General features: G+C 69.1%; 15 protein-coding genes and 1 pseudogene. 12 read left to right on the top strand and 4 right to left on the bottom strand.

Annotated elements, in window-relative coordinates; all coding sequences use genetic code 11:
- Nucleotides 1-115 precede the first annotated feature (115 nt).
- From K309_RS35740 to K309_RS0101900, 4 genes and pseudogenes are all read left to right on the top strand, one after another.
- Nucleotides 116-2601 (top strand): annotated as a pseudogene (locus K309_RS35740) (GcvT family protein).
- A gap of 229 nt (nt 2602-2830) precedes the next feature.
- The gene (gene adh, locus K309_RS0101910; protein ID WP_029044840.1) at nt 2831-4351 is read left to right on the top strand and encodes an aldehyde dehydrogenase; all 1521 of its coding nucleotides are present in this window, start codon (nt 2831-2833) and stop codon (nt 4349-4351) included.
- A gap of 117 nt (nt 4352-4468) precedes the next feature.
- Nucleotides 4469-5497, top strand: a complete 1029-nt coding sequence (adhP, locus tag K309_RS0101905; RefSeq protein ID WP_029044839.1) for an alcohol dehydrogenase AdhP — start codon at nt 4469-4471, stop codon at nt 5495-5497.
- Between the two features lie 14 nt (nt 5498-5511).
- Nucleotides 5512-5907 carry a DUF779 domain-containing protein gene (locus K309_RS0101900; RefSeq protein ID WP_029044838.1) on the top strand — a complete coding sequence of 132 codons (396 nt, stop codon included), beginning with the start codon at nt 5512-5514 and terminating at the stop codon, nt 5905-5907.
- Nucleotides 5908-5990: 83 nt separating this feature from the next.
- On the opposite strand, the gene K309_RS0101895 is transcribed toward K309_RS0101900, so the two are convergent.
- Both K309_RS0101895 and K309_RS0101890 read right to left on the bottom strand, forming a co-directional pair.
- Nucleotides 5991-7943, bottom strand: coding sequence for a sigma-54-dependent Fis family transcriptional regulator (locus K309_RS0101895; protein ID WP_029044837.1), 1953 nt, complete (start codon nt 7941-7943; stop codon nt 5991-5993).
- A 194-nt stretch (nt 7944-8137) separates the two neighbouring features.
- Nucleotides 8138-8380, bottom strand: a complete 243-nt coding sequence (locus tag K309_RS0101890) for a hypothetical protein (RefSeq protein ID WP_029044836.1) — start codon at nt 8378-8380, stop codon at nt 8138-8140.
- 198 nt (nt 8381-8578) lie between these two features.
- On the opposite strand from K309_RS0101890, the gene K309_RS0101885 reads away from it, so the two are divergent.
- The 5 genes from K309_RS0101885 (at nt 8579) to K309_RS0101865 (ending at nt 14900) form a co-directional block, all read left to right on the top strand.
- Nucleotides 8579-9541, top strand: coding sequence for an alpha/beta hydrolase (locus K309_RS0101885; protein WP_029044835.1), 963 nt, complete (start codon nt 8579-8581; stop codon nt 9539-9541).
- A gap of 43 nt (nt 9542-9584) precedes the next feature.
- Nucleotides 9585-11735 (top strand): penicillin-binding protein 1A, encoded by a 2151-nt coding sequence (locus K309_RS0101880; protein WP_029044834.1) that lies wholly within the window; start codon nt 9585-9587, stop codon nt 11733-11735.
- A gap of 46 nt (nt 11736-11781) precedes the next feature.
- Complete coding sequence (locus K309_RS0101875; protein WP_029044833.1) at nt 11782-13035, top strand: arsenic transporter; 1254 nt, start codon at nt 11782-11784, stop codon at nt 13033-13035.
- Between the two features lie 615 nt (nt 13036-13650).
- Nucleotides 13651-14400: a GTP cyclohydrolase I gene (folE, locus tag K309_RS0101870; protein WP_029044832.1), complete on the top strand. Its 750-nt coding sequence runs from the start codon at nt 13651-13653 to the stop codon at nt 14398-14400.
- Nucleotides 14401-14456: 56 nt separating this feature from the next.
- Entirely contained in the window at nt 14457-14900 is a 444-nt protein-coding gene (locus K309_RS0101865; protein WP_029044831.1) for a BLUF domain-containing protein, read from the top strand.
- A 26-nt stretch (nt 14901-14926) separates the two neighbouring features.
- Here K309_RS0101865 and K309_RS0101860 read toward each other — a convergent pair whose 3' ends face one another.
- Together K309_RS0101860 and K309_RS39690 are read right to left on the bottom strand one after the other, a co-directional pair.
- Nucleotides 14927-15178 carry a hypothetical protein gene (locus K309_RS0101860; protein WP_029044830.1) on the bottom strand — a complete coding sequence of 84 codons (252 nt, stop codon included), beginning with the start codon at nt 15176-15178 and terminating at the stop codon, nt 14927-14929.
- A 178-nt stretch (nt 15179-15356) separates the two neighbouring features.
- Complete coding sequence (locus K309_RS39690) at nt 15357-15521, bottom strand: FmdB family zinc ribbon protein (RefSeq protein ID WP_029044829.1); 165 nt, start codon at nt 15519-15521, stop codon at nt 15357-15359.
- A 490-nt stretch (nt 15522-16011) separates the two neighbouring features.
- Between K309_RS39690 and K309_RS0101850 the strand changes: the two genes are divergently transcribed.
- The 3 genes from K309_RS0101850 (at nt 16012) to K309_RS35735 (ending at nt 21791) form a co-directional block, all read left to right on the top strand.
- Entirely contained in the window at nt 16012-16659 is a 648-nt protein-coding gene (locus K309_RS0101850) for a response regulator (protein ID WP_029044828.1), read from the top strand.
- 26 nt (nt 16660-16685) lie between these two features.
- Complete coding sequence (locus K309_RS0101845; protein ID WP_029044827.1) at nt 16686-20234, top strand: ATP-binding protein; 3549 nt, start codon at nt 16686-16688, stop codon at nt 20232-20234.
- Between the two features lie 165 nt (nt 20235-20399).
- Nucleotides 20400-21791, top strand: coding sequence for an MFS transporter (locus K309_RS35735; protein ID WP_051320307.1), 1392 nt, complete (start codon nt 20400-20402; stop codon nt 21789-21791).
- The last annotated feature ends 30 nt before the right edge of the window (nt 21792-21821 follow it).

Below are 21821 nucleotides of genomic sequence, written 5' to 3'. Positions count from 1 at the left end.
CTTAGGCGTTTGGCGGGGCGATTCCTCAGCGCATGTGTGTTGCATTTTGTGTTGTTAATTGGCATTTTGTTGAATAACATCAAGGCTCGATCCGCGCCCCCCATTGAGACCCGCCATGCCTCTCACGCTTCCCACCCAAACCCGTGTCGTCATCATCGGTGGCGGCATCGTCGGCTGCAGCGTTGCCTACCACCTGACGAAGCTGGGCTGGAAGGATGTGGTGCTGCTTGAGCAGGGCCAGCTGTCGTGCGGCACGACCTGGCACGCAGCCGGCCTGGTCGGCCAGCTGCGCTCGCAGGAAAGCATGACCAGGCTGATCCGCTACTCCACGCAGCTCTACAGCGAACTGGAAGCGGAAACCGGCCTCGGCACCGGCTGGAAGCAGTGCGGCTCCCTGTCCGTGGCGCGCACCGCCGAGCGCATGACGCAGCTGCGCCGCACCGCCGCGGTGGCGCGCGCCTATGGCGTGGCATGCGAAGTCATCTCCCCCTCCCAGGCGGGGGAGCTGTGGCCGGCGATGCGTACCGACGACCTGCGCGGCGCGGTCTGGCTGCCTGGCGACGGCAAGGCCAACCCCACCGACCTGACGCAGGCGCTGGCGCGCGGCGCGCGCAGCCGCGGCGCCATCATCGCGCAGGACACGAAGATCACCGCCATCCATACCGCCGAGGGCCGTGCCACCGGCGTCAGCTGGCGCAACAAGAACGGAGACGAGGGCCGGCTGGAAGCGGAGATCGTGGTCAACTGCGCGGGCCAGTGGGCGCGGCAGGTGGGGCTGATGTGCGGCGTGACCGTGCCGCTGCATTCGGCCGAGCACTACTACATCGTCACCGAGCGCATTGCCGGCGTGCATCCCGACCTGCCGGTGATGCGCGACCCGGACGGCTTCATCTACTTCAAGGAGGAAGTCGGCGGGCTGGTGATGGGCGGCTTCGAGCCCGACGCCAAGCCCTGGGGCATGCAGGGCATACCGGAGCCGTTCGAGTTCCAGCTGCTGCCCGACGACTGGGACCAGTTCCAGGTCCTGATGGAAAATGCGCTGGTTCGCGTGCCCGCGCTGGAAACGGCGCAGGTCAGGCAGTTCTACAACGGCCCGGAATCCTTCACGCCGGACAACAACTTCATCCTCGGCGAAGCGCCGGAGCTGCGCAATTTCTACGTCGGCGCCGGCTTCAACTCGATGGGCATCGCCTCCGCCGGCGGCGCCGGCATGGCGCTGGCGGAATGGATCGTCGCGGGCGAGCCGACCATGGACCTGTGGCCCGTCGATATCCGCCGCTTCGCCGGCTTCAACGGCAACCAGAACTGGCTGCACGACCGCATCAAGGAAACGCTCGGCCTGCATTACGCGATGCCGTGGCCGAATCGCGAGCTGGAGACCGCACGCCCGTTCCGCCGCTCGCCGCTGTATGCGCACCTGCGCGAGGCCGGTGCCAGCTTCGGCAGCAAGATGGGCTGGGAGCGGCCCAACTTCTTCGCGCCGCCGGGGGCATCGCTGCGGATCGAATATGCCTTCGGCCAGCAGAACTGGCTGCCATGGAGCGGCGCCGAGCACCGCGCGTGCCGCGAAGGCGTGGCGCTGTTCGACATGAGCTCGTTCTCCAAGTATCTGGTCAAGGGTGCCGATGCCGAGGCGGTGCTGCAGTATGTGATGAGCAATGACGTGGCGGTGCCGCCGGGGCAGAGCGTCTATACCGCGATGCTCAACGAACGCGGCACCTATGAATCGGACCTGACCGTGACGCGGCTGGCGCACGACCAGTACCTGGTAGTGACCGGGTCGGCGCAGGCCACGCGCGACTTCAGCTATATCGAGCGCCTGATCCCGGGCGACAAGCGCTGCGTGATCGTCGACGTCACCGGCCAGTACGCGGTGCTGGCGGTGATGGGACCGCGCTCGCGCGAGCTGCTGCAGACGGTGTCGCGCGCGGATTTCTCCAATGATGGCTTTCCCTTCGGCAGCTCGCGCGAGATCGACCTCGGCTATGCCACCGTGCGCGCGACGCGCCTCACCTATGTGGGCGAGCTGGGCTGGGAACTGTACGTGCCGGTGGAATTCGCGGTGGGCGTCTACGAGACGCTGCACGAAGCCGGGCGCACGCTCGGGCTGGTCAATGCCGGCTACTACGCCATCGAATCGCTGAGACTGGAAAAGGGCTACCGCGCCTGGGGCCGCGAGCTGTCGCCGTCGGTCAACCCGTTCGAGGCGGGACTGTCGTTCGCCTGCAAGCTGGCGAACGGCATCGACTTCCGCGGCCGTGAAGCGCTGCTGCAACTGCGGCAGGCAGGCGGTCCCACACGGCGCATGGTGGTCGTGACGGTGGATGGCGCCAGCGATGCCATGCTGTGGGGCGCAGAGGCCATACTGCGCACCGGCCCCGACGGCAGCGCGCGCGCGGTGGGATCGCTCAGTTCCGCCGCGTTCGGCCATACGCTGGGCTGCCCGGTCGGCATGGCATTGCTCGCGCGCGAGGACGGGCCGGCCGATGCGGCGTGGCTTGAGGGCGGCACTTACCACGTCGACCTGGCCGGCGAACTGCTGCCCGCACGCGTACACCTGCGCGCGCCTACGATCCGGCATCCGCGCGCCCGAAGGCTTGAGCGGCGTCAGTTCAGTTCACCCGGTGTTCCAATCTGGAACAGCCGCTGTCACGCACTGGCACACACCGGCAGCGCGTGACACACCTCCGGCCTGATTTCGCGGTCAATTCTTCGATTCGCCCCCGCTTTTCCGTCTTCTTGCGCCCCGGCACACCTCTTGCGATCTGCTCCCTTGCGCACGGTCCCACGCCGTGACGACACGACACAAATCCTTCGAACGGAGCGAGACATGAACATGGCGGAAATCGCCCAGCTGGGCGTCAACAACCCCTACAAGCAGCAATACGAAAACTTCATCGGCGGCCAGTGGGTGCCGCCCGCCGGCGGCGAGTACTTCGAGTCGATCACGCCGATCACTGGCAAGCCGTTCACGCGCGTGCCGCGCTCCAACCAGCAGGACGTCGACGCCGCGCTCGACGCCGCGCACGCGGCCAAGGCCGCATGGGGACGCACTTCCACCACCGAGCGTGCCAACATCCTGAACCGCATCGCCGACCGCATCGAGGCCAACCTGATGCTGCTGGCGGTGGCCGAGACCATCGACAACGGCAAGCCCGTGCGCGAGACCACCGCCGCCGACCTGCCGCTGGCGGTCGACCACTTCCGCTACTTTGCCGGCTGCATCCGCTCGCAGGAAGGCGGCATCTCCGAGATCGACGGCGACACCGTCGCCTACCACTTCCATGAGCCGCTGGGCGTGGTCGGCCAGATCATCCCCTGGAACTTCCCGCTGCTGATGGCGACCTGGAAGCTGGCGCCCGCGCTGGCCGCCGGCAACTGCGTGGTGCTCAAGCCGGCCGAGCAGACGCCCGCGTCGATCCTGGTGCTGATGGAGGTGATCGGCGACCTGCTGCCGCCCGGGGTGGTCAACGTGATCAACGGCTTCGGGCTGGAGGCGGGCAAGCCGCTGGCATCGAGCCCGCGCATCAGCAAGGTGGCCTTTACCGGCGAGACCACCACCGGCCGGCTGATCATGCAATACGCGTCGCAGAACCTGATCCCGGTGACGCTGGAGCTGGGCGGCAAGTCGCCCAACATCTTCTTCGAAGACGTGCTGGCCGCCGACGATGCCTACTTCGACAAGGCACTCGAAGGCTTTGCCATGTTTGCGCTGAACCAGGGCGAAGTCTGCACCTGCCCGTCGCGCGCGCTGATCCAGGAATCGATCTACGACCGCTTCATGGAACGCGCGCTCAAGCGCGTGGCGGCGATCCGCCAGGGCCATCCGCTCGACAAGGGCACCATGATCGGCGCGCAGGCATCCGCGGAGCAACTCGAGAAGATCCTGTCGTACATCGACCTGGGCCGCAAGGAAGGCGCGCAGTGCCTGGCGGGCGGCGAGCGCAATGCGCTGGACGGCGACCTCGCGGGTGGCTACTACGTCAAGCCGACCGTATTTGCCGGCCACAACAAGATGCGCATCTTCCAGGAAGAGATCTTCGGGCCGGTGGTGTCGGTCACCACCTTCAAGGACGAGGAAGAAGCACTTGCGATCGCCAACGACACGCTCTACGGCCTCGGTGCCGGCGTGTGGACACGTGACGGCGCGCGCGCATTCCGCATGGGCCGCGGCATCCAGGCGGGCCGCGTGTGGACCAACTGCTACCACGCCTACCCCGCGCATGCCGCGTTCGGGGGATACAAGCAGTCCGGCATCGGCCGCGAGAACCATCGCATGATGCTCGACCACTACCAGCAGACCAAGAACCTGCTGGTCAGCTACAGCCCGAACGCACTCGGATTTTTCTGACGGTGCTCAAGGCATGGCGCAATGGCCGCCCGTAGCGGCGCCACGCGTGCCATGATCCGGGTTGTGCCCCGCGGGCGCGGGGCCAGCCCGGACAAGGAGTCATTCAAGGAGTTCGAGATGCCTGCAACGATGAAAGCCGCCGTGGTGCGCGAGTTCGGCGCGCCGCTCACGATCGACGAAGTTCCTGTTCCCCAACCCGGCCCCGGCCAGATCCAGGTAAAGATCGAGGCCTCGGGCGTCTGCCATACCGACCTGCACGCCGCCGACGGCGACTGGCCGGTCAAACCCACCCTGCCCTTTATCCCCGGCCATGAAGGCGTGGGCTTCGTCTCCGCCGTGGGCAGCGGCGTCACCCGCGTGAAGGAAGGCGACCGCGTCGGCGTGCCGTGGCTGTACAGCGCCTGCGGCTACTGCGAGCACTGCCTGCAAGGCTGGGAAACGCTGTGCGAGAAGCAGCAGAACACCGGCTATTCCGTCAACGGCGGCTATGGCGAATATGTCGTCGCCGATCCCAACTACGTGGGCCTGCTGCCCGACAAGGTCGGCTTTGTCGAGATCGCGCCGATCCTGTGCGCGGGCGTGACGGTCTACAAGGGACTGAAGGTGACCGATACGCGGCCCGGCCAGTGGGTGGTGATCTCAGGCATCGGTGGCCTCGGCCACGTGGCCGTGCAGTATGCGCGTGCCATGGGCCTGCGCGTGGCCGCGGTCGATATCGATGACGACAAGCTTGCCCTGGCGCGCAAGCTCGGCGCCGAGGCCACCGTCAACGCGCGCACCACCGATCCCGCCGCGTGGCTGCAGAAGGAAATCGGCGGCGCGCACGGCGTGCTGGTCACCGCGGTGTCGCCAATCGCCTTCTCGCAGGCAATCGGCATGGTGCGCCGCGGCGGCACCATCGCGCTCAACGGGCTGCCGCCGGGCGAGTTCGGCACGCCGATCTTCGACGTGGTGCTCAAGGGCATCACCATCCGCGGCTCCATCGTCGGCACGCGCAGCGACCTGCAGGAATCGCTGGACTTTGCCGCGCATGGCGACGTGAAGGCCACGGTGTCCACCGCCAGGCTCGATGACATCAACAATGTGTTGGGGCGCCTGCGCGACGGCAAGATCGAAGGCCGGGTCGTGCTGGACCTCAACGCCTGACGAGGAGAAGGGTCATGCCGGCTTCCGCATCTGCTGCACCGTCCGTCGCCCGCGTGGTGGCAACACCTGCCGCGCTGGCGCTGATCGCGCAGCTGAGTGCGCGGCATGGCCCGCTGATGTTCCACCAGTCCGGCGGCTGCTGCGACGGCAGCGCGCCGATGTGCTATCCCGACGGCGAGCTGCTGGTCGGCCCGGCCGATGTCCGGCTCGGCGAGATCGGCGGCGCGCCGTTCTACATGACGCGCGCGCAGTTCGAATACTGGCAGCACACGCGGCTGGTGATCGACGTGGTGCCGGGGGCGGGCGGGATGTTTTCGCTGGAGGGGCGGACGGGTCAGAGGTTCCTGACCCGGTCGGAGCTGTTCAGCGATGAAGAGGCGGCGTGGCTGGCTGCGCAGCCAGGGTTGTGAAATGCTCGCAGATTGTGTGCTCCCTCTCCCGCTTGCGGGAGAGGGGAGCAAACCAGCGGGAAGCGAAGCGCCTCGCCTGAGTGTCAGCCCTCCGCTGCCGGGTCGTCTTCCAACCCTTCTTTCAGCCTGCGATAGATTGTATTGCGCGACACCCCCAGCTCGCGCGCGGCATGACTCACGTTGCCGCCATGCCGTACCAGCGCCTGCCGGATGACGCCGGCCTCCCAGTCGCGCATGCGGCTGGCACCCGGGGCAGGCGCCGTCGTAGCGCAAGGCGCCTGTTCCACCGGTCCGCCGCACTCCTGCTCAAACCCTTCCGGCAAGTGCTCGCAGCCGATCTCCGCCTCGCCCTCGGCCAGTATCGCCGCCGTGCGCAACACATTGGCAAGCTGCCGGATATTCCCGGGCCACGGATGGCTGCGCAGCGACGCCAGCACCTGCGCGCTGACATGGAGCGGAGATTCAGGCCCCGCCTCCTCCCGCTGCCGCTGCAGGATCCGCTCCACCAGCACCGGCAGGTCGCTGCGCTCGCACAGCGCCGGCAGCGTCACCGCCAGCGCATTGATGCGGTAGTACAGGTCTTCGCGGAAGGTGCCTTCCGCGATCATGGCGCGCAAGTCGCGGTGGGTGGCGCAGACCACGCGCACATCGACCGGCACCGCGTGCGCCGCGCCCAGCGGCGTGACCGCGCGCTCCTGCAGCACGCGCATCAGCCGCACCTGCTGCGCCAGCGGCATGTCGCCGATCTCATCGAGGAACAGCGTGCCGCCATGTGCCTGCGCCAGCTTGCCGGCGCTGCCGCGCCGGCGCGCGCCGGTGAAGGCGCCTTCCTCATAGCCGAACAGCTCGGCTTCGATCAGCGTTTCCGGGATGGCTGCGCAATTGACTGCGACAAAGGGGCCATTGGCGCGCGGCGAGGCGGCGTGGATGGCGCGCGCCAGCCACTCCTTGCCGGCCCCGGTGCGGCCCTGTACCAGGATCGGGATATCGCGGCCGCTGACCTTGCGCACGCGGCGCAGCACGGCGGCCACGGCGGCATCGCCGGTGTCGAGCGCTGCCAGCGCTGGCGGCAGCGGCTCCTCCGCCAGGGGCTGGCGCACGCTGACCGGCGCGGCGCGGTATTCGATGCGCGCGAACACCTGCACGCGGCTCGGCAGCGTCAGCACGTGCAGCGTTCCGGCCGCGCGTGCCTGCATCGCCATGCGCACCGGCTGGCCGAACAGCCCGGCAAAGCCGGACAGTGCCAGCGCCTGCGGCGCCAGCCCCAACTGGAACAGCCCGCTGCGGTTGGCGGCCAGGAAAGCGCCGTCGGGCGTGAACGCCGCCATGCCCTCGAACAGCGTCCCGACGAATTCCGGCCGCGCATGGAAGCGCACCAGCACGGCTTCGGGGAAGTGGTTGGCGAACAGGTGGTTCTCGATCATCTGCGCCGACATCCGCACCAGCGCCATGGTGTGCCGATGGAAGCCGCGCTGGTCGCCGCTGACGTCGAGCGCGCCCAGGATCTCGCCGGTGGGGCCGGCAATCGGCGCGCACGAGCAGGTGAGCTGTTGGTTGGCCTGCAGGAAGTGCTCGCCCGCGTGGACGATGGTGGGCCGCGCCTCCGCCAGCGCGGTGCCGATGGCGTTGGTGCCCTTGCTTGGCTCGGACCATGACACGCCCGGCGCCAGCGCCACGCGGCGAGCGCGCGCGACGAAATCGCCGTCGCCCAGGCTGTGCAGGATCACGCCGCTGCTGTCGGTCAGCAGCACCATGCTGTCGGTGTTGGCGATCTGCGCGTGCAGGGTTTCCATCACCGGCAGCGCATGGCGGTACAGGTCGCGGCTGGCGTCGACCAGTTCGCCCAGTGCGCGTGCGGCAAGGGCCTCGTAACCTGGCGCGTGGCCGGCATCGAGCCCGAAGCCGGCCGAGCGCGCATGCGCGCGCGCGATCAGCGCGGCGCGGTCGATGTCATCTGGACCTGCGCCTGCTTCGGCGGCGTGGCGCTGGGCGCCGGAAAGCGCTGGATCTGTGGCGGGATGGGCGGCACGGTGCATGACGGCGGGTCTCCGCGAGGTCTCCGGAAATGGCTGGCGGCTCGCGTGGCGGCCGCTGCCTGGCCGTCCCTTGCTGCGTCCCTTGCTGCAGACCGCGCAGGCGGACGCTGCGGCAGGCCGGGCGGCTGTTGTCCGGCAACCTTATCACAGCGCACTGGCCGTGTACGGATCCGCGCCGCGCCCCGGCGCCGGAGTCAGCGTTTTTCGTCGAGCAGGTCGTTCAGGATCTCGTCGAATGTCGCCTGCGCGTCCTCCAGCGCCTGCAGCGCCGCATCGAAGGTCTGCAGCGCGAGCTTGGATGGCTTGCCGCTGCCTTGCGGCGGATAGTGGGCCTGCAGCGCCGTGAATGCCACCTGTACCTGGCGCGTGGCCGCGACCACCCGCTCCATGGCCTGTGCCTCTTCGGCGCGGAACTGCTCGTCTTTCTGTTCGCTCATGCTGGTTTGCTCCCTGGGCGCGCCATCGGCCAGGATGCCGGTGGGTTGGGCGCGCGTATGAGGCATATCGTACAAGAACTGCGCGGCCTGGCTTGCGCTGCACCGTCGCGCCTGACAAAAATGAGGTAGGCTGCGCAGCTTGGGCGGCATGGCCGGCGCCCCCCGGCGCCACGCCCGCCGCGCACCTGAAGACTTGCCATGCGATTCAAGACCCGCCACGCGCTGGCCGCCGCGCTGATGACCGCCAGCGGCTTCGCCTGCTACTGGAGCTACCTGACGCTGAACCAGGACCGCCTGCTGTTCGACGCGCGCCGGCGTCCGCCGCGCGACCTGCCGGAGGGCATCGTCGGCTATTCGCACAGGATTCCCGGCGGCGTGGTGCGTGGCTACATCTGCCATGTGCCTGGCGACAGCGTGGGCGACCTGCTGTTCTACCTGCCCGGCCGCGGCGAGGATGTGCTGGAAACGCTGCAATACGCACGCTGGCTCCCGGCCGGCATGGCCTTTGCCACCTATGACTACCGGGGGCTGGGCCATTCCGATGGCCGTCCGTCCGAAGCGGGGGCCGTCGCCGATGCCAGCCAGTTCCTGCTGCATGTCCGGCGTGTGTTTCCCGACACCCGCGTGCACGTGGTCGGGCGCAGCCTCGGCACCGGCGTGGCGATCCAGCTGGCCGACCTGCAGGAATTCGAGAGCCTGCAGCTGATCACGCCCTACGACTCGCTGCTGGAACTGGTGCGCAAGCGCTTCCCGCTGGTGCCGCTGCGGCAGCTGATGCGCCACCATTTCGATTCGATCTCGCACTGCAAGAAGGTCGTGCAGAGCACCAAGGTGCTGCTGGCGGAGACGGACGAGGTCGTGCCGCATGCCTGCTCGGAGCGGCTGATGGCGGCGTGGCCCGGCCCGGTCGCGCTGCAGACCATGCCCGGCACGGACCACTTCACCATCATCGAGCAGCAGCAGACCTGGCTGTCGCTGTGCGAGTTCGCGCGCCAGCACGGCGAGGCCAGGCTGCGCATGGCCTCGGCCACGGCGGCGCAGCCGGATCCGGACAGCGCCGCCGCTCCCGCGCCGGCGCTCCATGCCGTGCCGGACACTGTCGCCCCGCCCGCCGAGCGGGACGACGGCGGCAGACCGCTGCCGCTGGCAGCCACCCGATAACCGCCACGCCGGTTCGGCCAGCCGGAGCAGGTAGAATGCGCGCATGAAAAAAATCGCAGTCAAGGCAGGCGGCGCCGTACTGGCGCTGGCTGCGGCCGCCAGCCTGCTCGTCGGCTTTGCCGCGGTGCTGAGCCTGCGGCAGCTTCCGCCGGTCGACGCCCTGCGCGACTATCGACCCGACGTCCCGCTGCGGATCTACACCAGCGACAACGTGCAGATCGGCGAGTTCGGCAGCGAGCACCGCGAATTCATCCCCTTCGAACAGATTCCGCCGCGCATGGTCCAGGCCCTGCTGGCGGCCGAGGACGACCAGTTCTACGAGCACGAGGGTGTCGATATCTCCGGGCTGTTCCGTGCCGCGCTGGCCAATCTGGGCCAGGGCTACGCACAGGGCGCGTCGACCATCACCATGCAGGTCGCGCGCAATTTCTACCTGTCGCGCGAAAAGACGCTGGCGCGCAAGTGGTATGAAATGCTGCTGGCCTGGCGCATCGACCAGTCGCTGCCCAAGGACCGCATTCTCGAGCTGTACATGAACCAGGTCTACCTGGGCGAGCATGCCTATGGCTTCGGCAGCGCGGCGCATGCGTATTTCGGCAAGCCGCTGGCGGCCCTGTCGCTGGCCGAGAGCGCGATGCTGGCCGGGCTGCCCAAGGCGCCGTCGACCATGAACCCGGTGGTCAACCTGCCGCGCGCCAAGCGCCGCCAGGAATACGTGCTTGGCCGCATGCTGGCGCTCGGCATGGTCAGCCAGGAGGACTACCGCGCGGCCCGCGCCGAGCGCCTGGCCATCTCCGGCGAAACGCCCGGCAGCTTCGCCGGCCATGCCGAGTACGTGGCCGAACTGGCGCGCCAGCTGGCGCGCGAGCGCTTTGGCGACGAGGCCTACACGCGCGGCCTGAACGTCTACACCACGGTGTCGTCGGTGCGGCAGACGCTGGCCTACGATGCCGTGACCGGCGGACTGCAGCGCTATGCGCGCCGCCACCGCAAGGCGGTGCCGACGCTGGCGCAGGGCCCGCAGGCGGCGCTGGTGTCGCTAGACGCCAATACCGGCGCGATCGAGGCGATGGTGGGCGGCGCGGACTTTGCGGCCAGCCGCTTCAACCACGCCACGCAGGCGCTGCGCCAGCCGGGCTCGACCTTCAAGCCGTTCGTCTACGCCGCCGCGCTGGAGCGCGGCGTGTCGCCCGGCACGGTCATCAACGACGCGCCGCTGGCCAATTCGTCGCGCTGGCAGCCGTCCAACGACGACGGCCGCTTTATCGGCCCGGTCACCGTGCGCCAGGCGCTGGCCGAATCGCGCAACCTGCCGGCGATCCGCACGCTGCAGGCGATCGGCATTCCCTATGCGGTGGAGTTCGCCAGCCGCTTCGGCTTCTCGCCCAGGCGGCTGCCGCGCTACCTGCCGCTGGCGCTGGGTACCGGCACCACTTCGCCGCTGCGGCTGGCCGCGGCCTACGGCGTGTTCGCCAACGGCGGCCAGCGCGTGGAGCCCTACCTGATCGAGCGCATCACCGACAGCGAGGGCAACGTGCTGTTTGACGCTGCCCCGGCCGGCACCGATGGCGCCGCGGCGCCTACGCGCGTGATCAGCGCGCGCAATGCCTTCGTGATGGACAGCCTGCTGCGCAGCGTGGTCGACGAAGGCACCGGCGCGGGCGTGAGCCGCTACCTGCGCCGTGACGACGTGGCCGGCAAGACCGGCACCACCAACGAAGCCATGGACGGCTGGTTCGCCGGCTACGCTGGCGGCGTGGTCACGGTGGCGTGGATGGGCTACGACGACAACCGGAGCCTTGGCGAGCATGAGTTCGGCGCCACCACGGCGCTGCCGGTGTGGGCGGCGTACATGGAAGGACGGCTGGCCGGCGTTCCCGAGACGGAGCCCGACGCCCCGGCCGGCCTGGTGCGCGCGGGCAACGACTGGATATATGCCGAGTACGCGGATGGCGGCCGTGGCATCGCCTCGCTCGGCTTCCCGCCGCCGGCGGCTTCTCCGGTGGCGCCGGTGACGCCGGCCGCGGATCCTGTCGTGGCCCCGGTGGCAAGCAACGCTGCGAGCCCGGCCAGTCCCGCCACATCCTTGGCGCCGCCAGCCGCGGGCACACAGCTTCCCGGCACCCCCACCGGCATGCCGGCGCCTGCGGCCGTGGCCGGGCCCGCCGTGTCCGCCCGCGGGGACGGCCTGTAAACTCCACGCACTCCTGCCCCCTCACCCCACCTTCGTGCCCATCCTGATGTCCAGCCACAGCCCGCTGCTGATCTGGTCGGTCGCCGCGCTGACCACCGCCGGCGTCCTGTTCCGCCCCTTCCGCCTGCCCGAGGCCTTCTGGGCCGCCGCCGGCGCGCTGCTGCTATGCGCCACCGGACTGCTGGCGCTGCCCGACGCATTCGCCGCGGTCATGCGCGGCTATGACGTCTACCTGTTCCTGGCCGGCATGATGCTGATCTCCGAACTGGCCCGCAAGACCGGCCTGTTCGACCACGTCGCCGCGCTGGCGGTGCGCCAGGCGCGCGGCTCGGCGCTGCGGCTGTTCCTGCTGGTGTATGGCTTCGGCACGCTGGTCACGGCGTTCATGTCGAACGACGCCACCGCGGTGGTGCTGACGCCCGCGGTGCTGGCCGCCACGCGTGCGGCGCGCGTGCGCCATCCGCTGCCCTACCTGTACGCTTGCGCGTTCATCGCCAACGCGGCCAGCTTCGTGCTGCCGATCTCGAATCCGGCCAACCTGGTGATCTTCGGCGAGCGCATGCCGCCATTGGCGGGATGGCTGGCCGCCTTCGCGCTGCCATCGCTGGCCGCGGTGCTGGCGACGCTGGCAGCGCTGTGGTGGACCCAGCGCCATGCGCTGGCCGAGCCGATCGGCAGCGATGTCCCGGTGCCGCCGCTATCGCTGCAGGCCTGGCTGACCGCGCTGGGCATCGTGCTGACCGGCATCACGCTGCTGCTGGCGTCGCTGCGCGGCAGCGAACTGGGCTGGCCCACCTGCGCCGCCGGCGTGGCCACGCTGCTGCTGGTCTGCGCCACCCGGCGCGACCTGCTGTTGCCGGCGCTGCGCGAAGTTTCCTGGAGCGTGCTGCCAATGGTGGCCGGCCTGTTCGTGCTGGTGGCCGCGCTGGAGCAGACCGCGGTGATCGGTCACCTCGCCGACGCGGTCGCGGCCGCCTCGCGCGATGGCGGTGCGCTTGCGCTGCTGGCGGTGGGCGGACTGGTGACACTGGCGGGCAATATCGCCAACAACCTGCCGGCCGGGCTGATCGCGGCGTCGGCGCTGTCCGCTGGCGATGCGTCGCACGCGGTCACCGGCGCGGTGCTGATCGGCATCGACCTGGGCCCGAACCTGTCGGTGACCGGCTCGCTGGCCACGCTGCTGTGGCTCACCGCGCTGCGCCGCGAGGGGCATATGGTCAGCGCCGGCCAGTTCCTGCGCCTGGGGGCGATCGTCATGCCGGCCGCGATGCTGCCGGCGCTGGCGCTGCTGCTCTGGTAGGTGTTGCGGGGCGCCCGGGCAGGGTGCCGCACGCTGCGCGTGCCTGACCAGGTCCGGCTCGGCGCCGCGCGCCTCAGCCGGTGGGGGCACTCCCGCCTGTCGGCACGCGCGCGCCCACGGCGAGCGGCCGCCGCAAGCCTGGCTTGCGCGCACGGGCAGCGCTCGCATGATGCTCCGCCACGCCCGTTTCCACCGGCGTTGCCGGCAGCGGTATCGTCACGACATGGAGCAGCATCAGGCTGCTGCATGGGAAGGCGATCGGCAAGGTCACGTTGTTCCCGACAAAAGTAAGGCCGCAACTTGCGGTACCGCCATTCAGGCGGCGGGCGGCTGATGTTTGCGGACATTATGTGCGCTTGTCGGCGTCGCGCGAGGCGAGGTTGAGCGTTGTCACGAACAATTCACGGAGGCAAGCCGGGGTGTGCGGTATGCGGCGCGTCCGGCGCAGTGGGAATGGGGGCCTCAAAGAGGACCCAAGAGGGCCTCAAAGGGGCCTCAAAGGGGCCTCAGGGCGTCGGGCGGGCAGGTTGTCGGGCCACCGCATCTGCCATATAGTGAATCCGGCACACCCGCCGGCGCCCGTGCCGGACCACTCCGCAACCCACCACGCTTTCCATGAACAGCAAGGACGCGGCACACCGCCCGCAAGACCTCCAACCGGCCGACGCGGCCGCCGGCGACCCGGCCTCTTCCGTCTCGGAGCGGATCCGCGCGCGCCTGCGGGCTGCGCAGGAACGCTTCCATGCCAACGACAATATCGCCCGCTATATCGAGCCGGGCGAGCTGGAGCAGCTGCAAGCCGAGGTCCAGACCCGCATCGAAGGCGTGCTGCGCGCGCTGGTGATCGACGTCGACAACGACCACAACACGCAGGAAACCGCGCGGCGCGTAGCCAAGATGTACCTGAAGGAGATCTTCGCCGGCCGCTACGCGAAGTCGCCGGCGGTGACCGAGTTCCCCAACGTCGGCCAGCTCAATGAGCTGATGATCGTGGGCCCGCTGCGCGTGCGCAGCGCCTGCTCGCACCATCTGTGCCCGATCATCGGCAAGCTGTGGGTGGGAGTGATGCCCAACCAGCATTCCAACCTGATCGGCCTGTCCAAGTACGCGCGGCTGGCGGAATGGATCATGTGCCGGCCGCAGATCCAGGAAGAAGCCGTCGCGCAGGTCGCCGACCTGCTGCAGGAAAAGATGAACCCCGACGGCCTCGCCATCGTGATGGAGGCCGAGCATTTCTGCATGCACTGGCGCGGCGTGCGCGACACCGACGCCAAGATGACCAACAGCGTGATGCGCGGCTCCTTCCTGAAGGACGACAGCCTGCGGCGTGAATTCCTCACGCTGCTGAACAATAACCGCGGCTAGGAGCCCTGCCCCGGAATCAGCATCCGCTCCTTCCCCATCACGGAACCGCCACGACCATGCTAGTCCGCCTGATCTATGCCAGCCGTGCCCGCCAGGCCATCGACACGGCCCTGCTCGACGCGATCCTGGCCACCAGCCTCGAGCGCAACCCGCGCCACGGCATCACCGGCGTGCTGTGCCACGGCAACGGCATCTTCCTGCAGGCGCTCGAAGGCGACCGGCAGGAGGTCTCGCAACTGTTCCAGTCGATCGCGCGCGATCCGCGCCACCAGGATGTGACGCTGCTGCATTTCGAGGAAACCTGCACGCGCGACTTCGCCGGCTGGGCCATGGGCCAGGTCAACGCGGCGCGCATCAACACCGCGACGCTGCTGAAGTTCTCGGCGCGCGCCGAACTCGATCCCTTCCGAACCAGCGGCGCGGCCTCGCTGGCGCTGCTCAAGGAACTGATTGCGGGCGCCTCGGTGGTGTCGCGCCTGGGCGAGCGCGGCCGGCACTGAGCCGCGCTTTCCGCGCTTTCCGCACGCTACGCCGTCACGCGGCCGAACAGGCCGCATTCGAGATCGCTCTCGAACTCTTCGACCCAGACCGAACCCGGCCCGGCCTCATAGACGCTGACCGCGTCCGTGCCCAGCCGCTTCACACTGACGCGACGGCCCCCGCCATCGCCTTCGTCCGTGATCTGGAACGCCTCCTGTGGGATCCCGACATGCATGCAAGCCTGCGTTACCTGTTGCTGCTCGTCGGCGGGAAACTGGGAAAACGGTCTCGTGGCCATGGCATCCTCCGTCAAGGTTGAGATCGCCGCTTGCGCGCAGCGCGAACGCGCGTGGCGGTGCATGCGCCACGCATGAAACCACTCCGGCATCCCGCCGGCAATCGCCCGGCGGCATGCACGCCAACGCCCCGCTGCGGCCTCGCGGCGGAGCGCAAATCTCCTGGAACGTTGTTACGGCTCAGCTCTTGCGCTGGGTCACTGCCACGAACGGGGCCGGTGCGTGCTGGACGGACTGGCTGCCGCAGTTCGGGCAATTCGGATGGGCAGAGGCATGTTCTGCGAGATGTTCGGTTTTCTCGAACACGTGGCCGCACTTCTCGCAGCGGTATTGATAGACGGGCATGGCAATTCCCCCACGCGGCACGCGCCGCAAGCGCCACCCGGCGCAAGCCGGGCCTTGCGCGGCATGATGGCCGCGGGCGCGTGTCAGGTTCATTCTAGGACAGCGTTCGCGGGCGCCAAGCGTGAAAGTTTGATGGCTGCCGGCTGCGCCCCGGCATATGTCGTCGGCAGTCCACTTACATGGGAAAGCACAGCTGCGCCGTGCATTGATGTCACACAAATGCCATTGCGCGCGATCCGCGGAAAAATCGCGCTGCTCGCGCGCAGTTCGCCGTCAAGCCGAGCGGGGTTGAGGCCGTACCCTTATACCCAGCTTGCACCGCCTGCCCGTCCGGCACGATGGCAGTGACCGGGAACTAGCCGAATTGCGATTCAGGGGCGCCGGGAACATAGCCAGAATGCGGATTTGTGGTGACGCCGTGGCGCCTGCGGGTGCCCCGCCCAAGCAAGCGCCAAGAACCCGAGGACCGAGGACCGAGGACCCGAAAACGATGTACGACCCAATCATCCGTGTCGCCCTGGCGGACGACCATCCACTGGTCATGGTCGCGCTGCGCGACTGCCTGCAGCGCACGCCCAACTTCCAGGTCACCAGTACCTGCGGCAACGGCACGGAACTGCTGGCCGCGCTCGACCGCGAGCCCGCCGACATTGCCGTCACCGACTTCTGCATGGGCCGCGGCGATGCCTCGTCGGATGGTTTCAACCTGCTGAACCGGCTCACGCGCCGCCATCCGCTGACCCGCATCGTGGTGGTCAGTGCCCAGGCCAATGCCGCCATCATCCGCCGCGCCATGAAGCTGGGCGTGCGCGCCTACGTCAGCAAGGAAGACCCGACCGATGAAGTGGTGCGGGCCTGTCTCCAGGTTATCGCCTGCGACGGTTGCTACCACTCGCCTTCGGCGCAGGCCATCCTTGACAGCGCCGCGCTCGCCGCGGCCCCGGCGACCGAACTGACCCTGCGCGAACTGGAGGTGGTAAGGCTTTATGCGCAGGGGATCCAGCTTGCCGACATCGCCGGCAAGCTCGGGCGCTCGGTCAGCACCATTTCCAGCCAGAAGACGGTCGCCATGCGCAAGCTCGGCGTGCAGACAAACACCGGCCTGATCCGTTACGCGTACGAAAATGGCCTTATCTGACGTGGCGACGGCCTGAACACGCGTCGATGGAATCAACCCTGAAGCGCACGCGCGAATCGCTCACGAGCGCGTTCGATGCGCTGGCCGGGCAATCCCGGCGCCAGCAGCAACGCTACGCCGCCACCATCGCCGTGCTGATCGCCGTGGTGGTGTTCTCCGGCCTGCTGCTGGCCGGGCTTGCCGCGGGCCGGCACATCGACTACCGGCGCGGGCACGTGGCGCAGTACATGGCGGCGCTGTCGCAGCTGCTGCAGAACGAGGCGTCGTTCGTGCGGCGCAGCGTACTGACGATCCGCTACCAGCGTGAAACCCCTGCTGTCGACCCGGCGCGCGATGCCGCCTTCGAATCGTTCCGGCGCACCGGCGCGGCCAGCATCCATGCCGACGGCGTTGGTAAGGACTATCACCTGCTCGCCACCCCTGACACGCGCCTCGCCTGGGGCGCCAGGCTGCCAAAGCAGTTCGCGGGGCTGCGCGGCATCGCGCTGGCCACCATGGCAACGCAGCAGGCGTTCGGCCTCGATCACGACGCCTTTGCCGTTGCGCTGGACGAAGACAGCGCCGTGGTCATCCGCCAGCCAGAATACGGCGCACGTGCGCCGATGGCGCTCGACCCGACGCTGATCCCGCTGCTGCGCACGCGCCTGACCGAAGCGCTGCGCGACCGCACCGGCCATGCCGTGCCGGCGCGCGACCAGCCGGTGTGGATCGGCCCGCTGCGGCATCCGGTGGACGACTCCCCGGTCATGATGCTGGTCAGTGCGGCCTATGCCGGCGACAGGCCGACCACGCTGGTCGCCGCCTGCATCCCGGTGCAGGGTTTCCTGGCGACCCTGCATCGGCCGAGCCAGCCGGCGCTGTTGCTGCTGGTCAATGAAGCCGACGAGATCATCGACGTGTCGCCGCGCGAAGGCGTGGCATCGGCGGCACAGATATACAACCTGGCGGCGCGGGCGCGCCACATCGACCACGATACGCTGCTGTACACCAGCAATGGCGTGCTGCTGGTCGAGCCGCTGCAGGCGGGCGTTGGACTGCTGGTGTACTTCCTGCCATACCGGATGCTGGCTGCGGCGCTCGCCGCCGTCGCAGGCATCGCGGCGGCCATGCTGGTGCTGGTCAGCGGCATCGTGCTGACCGCGCGCTACTGGAGCCGGCACCTGCTGCGGCGCACGCATGCCGATGCCTCGCGCGCGCTGGAAAGCGAGCTGATGACGCATATCCTGGTCAGCGCCACGCCGGTGGGGCTGTGCATCGTGCGCCAGCGCGACTACGGCGTGCTGATGTGCAACCAGCGAGCCGACACGCTGCTGCAGCTGCATGGCTCCCGGCAGATGCCCGACGCGCTGGTACAAGCGTTCGGCGCGCAGCCGCGCCGCTGCGGCGACGGTCCGGCCGCGATTGCCAGCCTGACAATCGCCGCACCGGCAGCGGCCCGGGAGAGCGACGCCGCAACGGACGCGGCGCAGGTCGATGACGGTACCGCCCCGGCTGCCGACGCCACCGCCATCACCAATGCCGCCGATGCCGCCGATGCCACCGATGCCGCCGGGCGGTTCCTGCAGATTACCTATGCGCCGGCGCGCTACCGCGACGACGATGTGCTGTTCTGCGCGGTGCTGGACTGCACCGCGCAACAGGCGCTGGAGGACCAGCTGCGCTCGGCGCAGCAGGCCACGGAGGCCATGATGCGCGCACGCTCGACTTTCTTTGCCGCCATGAGCCACGAGATCCGCACGCCGCTCAATGCGCTGCTCGGCAACCTCGAGCTGCTCGCGCGCAGCCCGGGGCTGGAGACGCATGCGCCGCGGCTGCAGGCGCTCGACGCGGCCGCCGGGGCATTGCGGCGCATCGTCAACGATGTGCTGGATTTCTCGAAAATCGATGCCGGCAAGCTCGAACTGGTCGACGAACCCTTTCGCCCGATCGACGCATTCGAAAGCCTGGCGCTGACCTACGCGCCGATGACGGCGGGCCGGCCGCTGCGCTTTCACCTGCTGCTGTCACCATCGCTTGACGTGGAAATCACGGGCGACCGCACGCGGCTGGTACAAGTAATCAACAATCTGCTGAATAACGCGTTCAAGTTCACCGCCAGCGGACGTATCAGCTTCAGCGCAGAGGTGTGCACCGAGGGCCAGGGCATACCACAGCTGGTCTGCCGCGTCGGCGATTCCGGCATCGGCATGCCGCCGTTGCTGGCGGCGCGGGTGTTCCGGCCGTTCGTGCAGGGCGATGCCGCCGGCGCCGGGCGCCTTGGCGGCACCGGGCTCGGACTCTCGATCTGCGCGCGGCTGTGCGAGCTGATGGGTGGCAGCATCACGGTGGCGAGCGTGCCCGATATCGGCAGCGCCTTCACGGTGCGCTTGCCGGTGCGGACCGTGCCGGCGGCGCGGCAGGCCACCGGGCACGTGGACACCACTGCGCCGCACGGCCACGTTCTGGTGTTGTGCCAGGATGCGCGTATCGGGGAAAACCTTGAAGCATGGCTCAATGCCGCGTCCTGGCGCACGAGCGGTCTGGCTTCGCTGGCAGCTGCGCGGGAATACCTGGCGTACAAACCGGCCCGGGTCATCGTGGCCAGCGGCGACTTTCCGCTGGCCACGATGACCGCGCTGCGCGAAGCGGGCACCGCCACGGTGGTGTGGGTCACGCCGGACGGCCCGCATCGCCCGCACCAGCGCGCGCCCGGGATTCTCGAGGTCACGGCATACAGCCGCCATGCCTTGCTGGCATGCGTGGCTACGGCAGCCCGCAACGCCAGCCATGACTCCACCGGCGAGCAAGGGCCAGGCAACGGGCCAGACAATACCGACAGCAGAACCGAGAGCACTACGGGCACTACGGGCACCGCGCCCGCAGCGCCACAGCCAGTCCCGATCACGCCGCGGGCCTCCATCCTGGTGGCCGAGGACAATCCGCTGAACCAGGCCCTGATCACCGAACAGCTGCAAACGCTCGGCCACCAGCCGATCGTGGTCAGCAACGGCAAGCAGGCGCTGGCGGTGCTGGAGACCGCGCGGGTCGATGCCGTGCTGACCGACATCCAGATGCCCGGCATGGACGGCCACGAACTGCTCGAGGCGGTACGTGCGCGCCATCCCGGCGTGCCGGTGCTGGCCTTCAGCGCCTTCCCGCGCAGCGAGTGGTCGATGGACTGGCGCCAGCGCGGGTTCGCCGGCTATGTGGCCAAGCCGGCATCGTTGCAGGACCTGGAGGCCTGCCTGGACCATCTGCCCGCGCGCCAGGATGGCGCGGCACAGGGTCACGCCAGCATCGAGACAGGCAACGACCGCCAGCGCTACGAGGCCATGCTGCGCAGGCAGCTGCTGCAAGACCTGCCCGAGCTGGAGCGCAGCATCGCGCAATGCGACGTGGCGGCCCTCGGACGCTGGATCCATGCTGCGGCTGGGGCGTTCATGATCGTGCGCCGCAAGGGCATCGTGCGCGAGTGCCGGGCGCTGGAAGCGCTGTGCGGCGCGGCGCCGGGCTGGACCCCCGCAGTCGCCGCCGCTGCCGCGGCGCTGCGCGAGCGGCTGCGCAGCTATATGGAAGACATCGGCGCCGCGGCCTAGCGCGCCAGCGGTGCCTGCAAGTGCCCGCAAGTGCCTTACCGGCGCGCCATATCACAATTGTCGGATTTGCGAGCACCGCCACGCGGGACGATAATGGCCAGGCCGCACGATGGCCCGCCATCCTTCGCCTTTCCGCGGCGCGCCATTGTCTTCAATGTCTCTCCCATGCAGCCAGAACAAGGCCTTCCCCAGCCGCAACGCACCTGGGCGATTCTCACCGTTTTCTTCGGCCTGATCATGGCCGTGCTCGATGGCTCGATCGCCAACATCGCCCTGCCCTCCATCTCGCGTGAACTGCACACGGAGCCGTCGAGCACCATCTGGGTCGTCAACGCGTACCAGCTCACGGTGACCGTGTGCCTGCTGCCGCTGTCATCGCTGGGCGACATCCTCGGCTACAAGCGTGTGTACCGTGCCGGGCTTGCAACCTTCCTGGCCGGCTCGCTGCTGTGCGCGCTGTCGGTCAACCTGCCGATGCTGGTGGCGGCGCGCGTGCTGCAGGGCATCGGCGGCGCCGGCATCATGAGCGTCAATACCGCGCTGGTGCGCTTTATCTACCCGCCCACGAAGCTGGGCCGCGGCATCGGGCTGAACGCGCTGGTGGTGGGCGTGACCATCGCGGTGGCGCCTTCGCTGGGGGCGATCATTCTGGCGGTAGCCAGCTGGCAGTGGCTGTTCGCGGTGAACGTGCCGGTGGCCATCCTGGCACTGGTGCTGAGCCGGCGCGCGCTGCCGAAGACGCCGCCGCAGCCGCGCGGCTTCGACTATCCCAGCGCGCTGCTGTCGGCGCTGGTGTTCGGGCTGTTTATCCTGGGCGTGGACGGGCTTGGCCATGCCGCCTGGCGCGCGGCCGGCGTCGCGGGGATTGCCGCCGCGATCGTGCTGGGCTGGCTGCTGGTGCGGCGCCAGCGCGGCCGCGCCGCGCCGCTGGTGCCGGTGGACCTGTTTGCCAGCCGGGCCTTTGCGCTGGCGGTAGGCACCTCCTTCTGCTCGTTCATGACGCAGATGCTTTCCTTCGTGGCGCTGCCCTTCTACCTCGAATACCAGCTTGGGCGCTCGCTGCAGGAGACCGGGCTGCTGATCACGCCGTGGCCGATGATGGTAGCGGTGATGGCAGCACTGTCGGGGCGGCTCTCGGACCGCTACCCGGCCAGCATCCTCGCCGGCCTCGGGCTGGCCATGCTGGCCGGCGGGCTGGTCGGACTGGCAACGCTGGGAGCGGATGCCAGCAGCCTCGACATAGCGTGGCGCATGGCACTGTGCGGCACCGGCTTCGGCTTCTTCCAGTCGCCCAACAACCGCGCCATGATCGGCGCCACGCCGCCGGCCCGCAGCGGCGGCGCCAGCGGGGCGCAGGCGACCACGCGGCTGCTGGGCCAGACCACCGGCACGGCGCTGGTGGCACTGCTGTTCAGCCTGGCGCCGGACGGCGCCGCGCGGATCGCGCTGTATGTGGCGGCGGCGGTCGCGACCGCCGGCGCCCTCATCAGCCTGACCCGGCTGCACGATCCCAGCGGCGAAGGCAACGCGCAGGCGGCGGCGGAACCGGACGCCTGAGGCGGGCGCCTGGCCCGCGCGGGCCCTGCG

It is taken from the genome of Cupriavidus phytohabitans (genome assembly GCF_000426345.1).
Lineage (GTDB): Bacteria > Pseudomonadota > Gammaproteobacteria > Burkholderiales > Burkholderiaceae > Cupriavidus.
This window is presented reverse-complemented; position numbering and strand designations above follow the sequence as displayed.

Coding starts and splice junctions, on each gene's coding strand:
- K309_RS0101885 (WP_029044835.1), top strand. CDS start 8,579: ATGCGATTCAAGACCCGCCACGCGCTGGCCGCCGCGCTGATGACCGCC.
- K309_RS0101865 (WP_029044831.1), top strand. CDS start 14,457: ATGCTAGTCCGCCTGATCTATGCCAGCCGTGCCCGCCAGGCCATCGAC.
- K309_RS39690 (WP_029044829.1), bottom strand. CDS start 15,521: ATGCCCGTCTATCAATACCGCTGCGAGAAGTGCGGCCACGTGTTCGAG.
- K309_RS0101845 (WP_029044827.1), top strand. CDS start 16,686: ATGGAATCAACCCTGAAGCGCACGCGCGAATCGCTCACGAGCGCGTTC.
- K309_RS0101900 (WP_029044838.1), top strand. CDS start 5,512: ATGCCGGCTTCCGCATCTGCTGCACCGTCCGTCGCCCGCGTGGTGGCA.
- K309_RS0101860 (WP_029044830.1), bottom strand. CDS start 15,178: ATGGCCACGAGACCGTTTTCCCAGTTTCCCGCCGACGAGCAGCAACAG.
- adh (WP_029044840.1), top strand. CDS start 2,831: ATGAACATGGCGGAAATCGCCCAGCTGGGCGTCAACAACCCCTACAAG.
- K309_RS35735 (WP_051320307.1), top strand. CDS start 20,400: ATGCAGCCAGAACAAGGCCTTCCCCAGCCGCAACGCACCTGGGCGATT.
- K309_RS0101895 (WP_029044837.1), bottom strand. CDS start 7,943: ATGCACCGTGCCGCCCATCCCGCCACAGATCCAGCGCTTTCCGGCGCC.
- folE (WP_029044832.1), top strand. CDS start 13,651: ATGAACAGCAAGGACGCGGCACACCGCCCGCAAGACCTCCAACCGGCC.
- adhP (WP_029044839.1), top strand. CDS start 4,469: ATGCCTGCAACGATGAAAGCCGCCGTGGTGCGCGAGTTCGGCGCGCCG.
- K309_RS0101875 (WP_029044833.1), top strand. CDS start 11,782: ATGTCCAGCCACAGCCCGCTGCTGATCTGGTCGGTCGCCGCGCTGACC.
- K309_RS0101890 (WP_029044836.1), bottom strand. CDS start 8,380: ATGAGCGAACAGAAAGACGAGCAGTTCCGCGCCGAAGAGGCACAGGCC.
- K309_RS0101850 (WP_029044828.1), top strand. CDS start 16,012: ATGTACGACCCAATCATCCGTGTCGCCCTGGCGGACGACCATCCACTG.
- K309_RS0101880 (WP_029044834.1), top strand. CDS start 9,585: ATGAAAAAAATCGCAGTCAAGGCAGGCGGCGCCGTACTGGCGCTGGCT.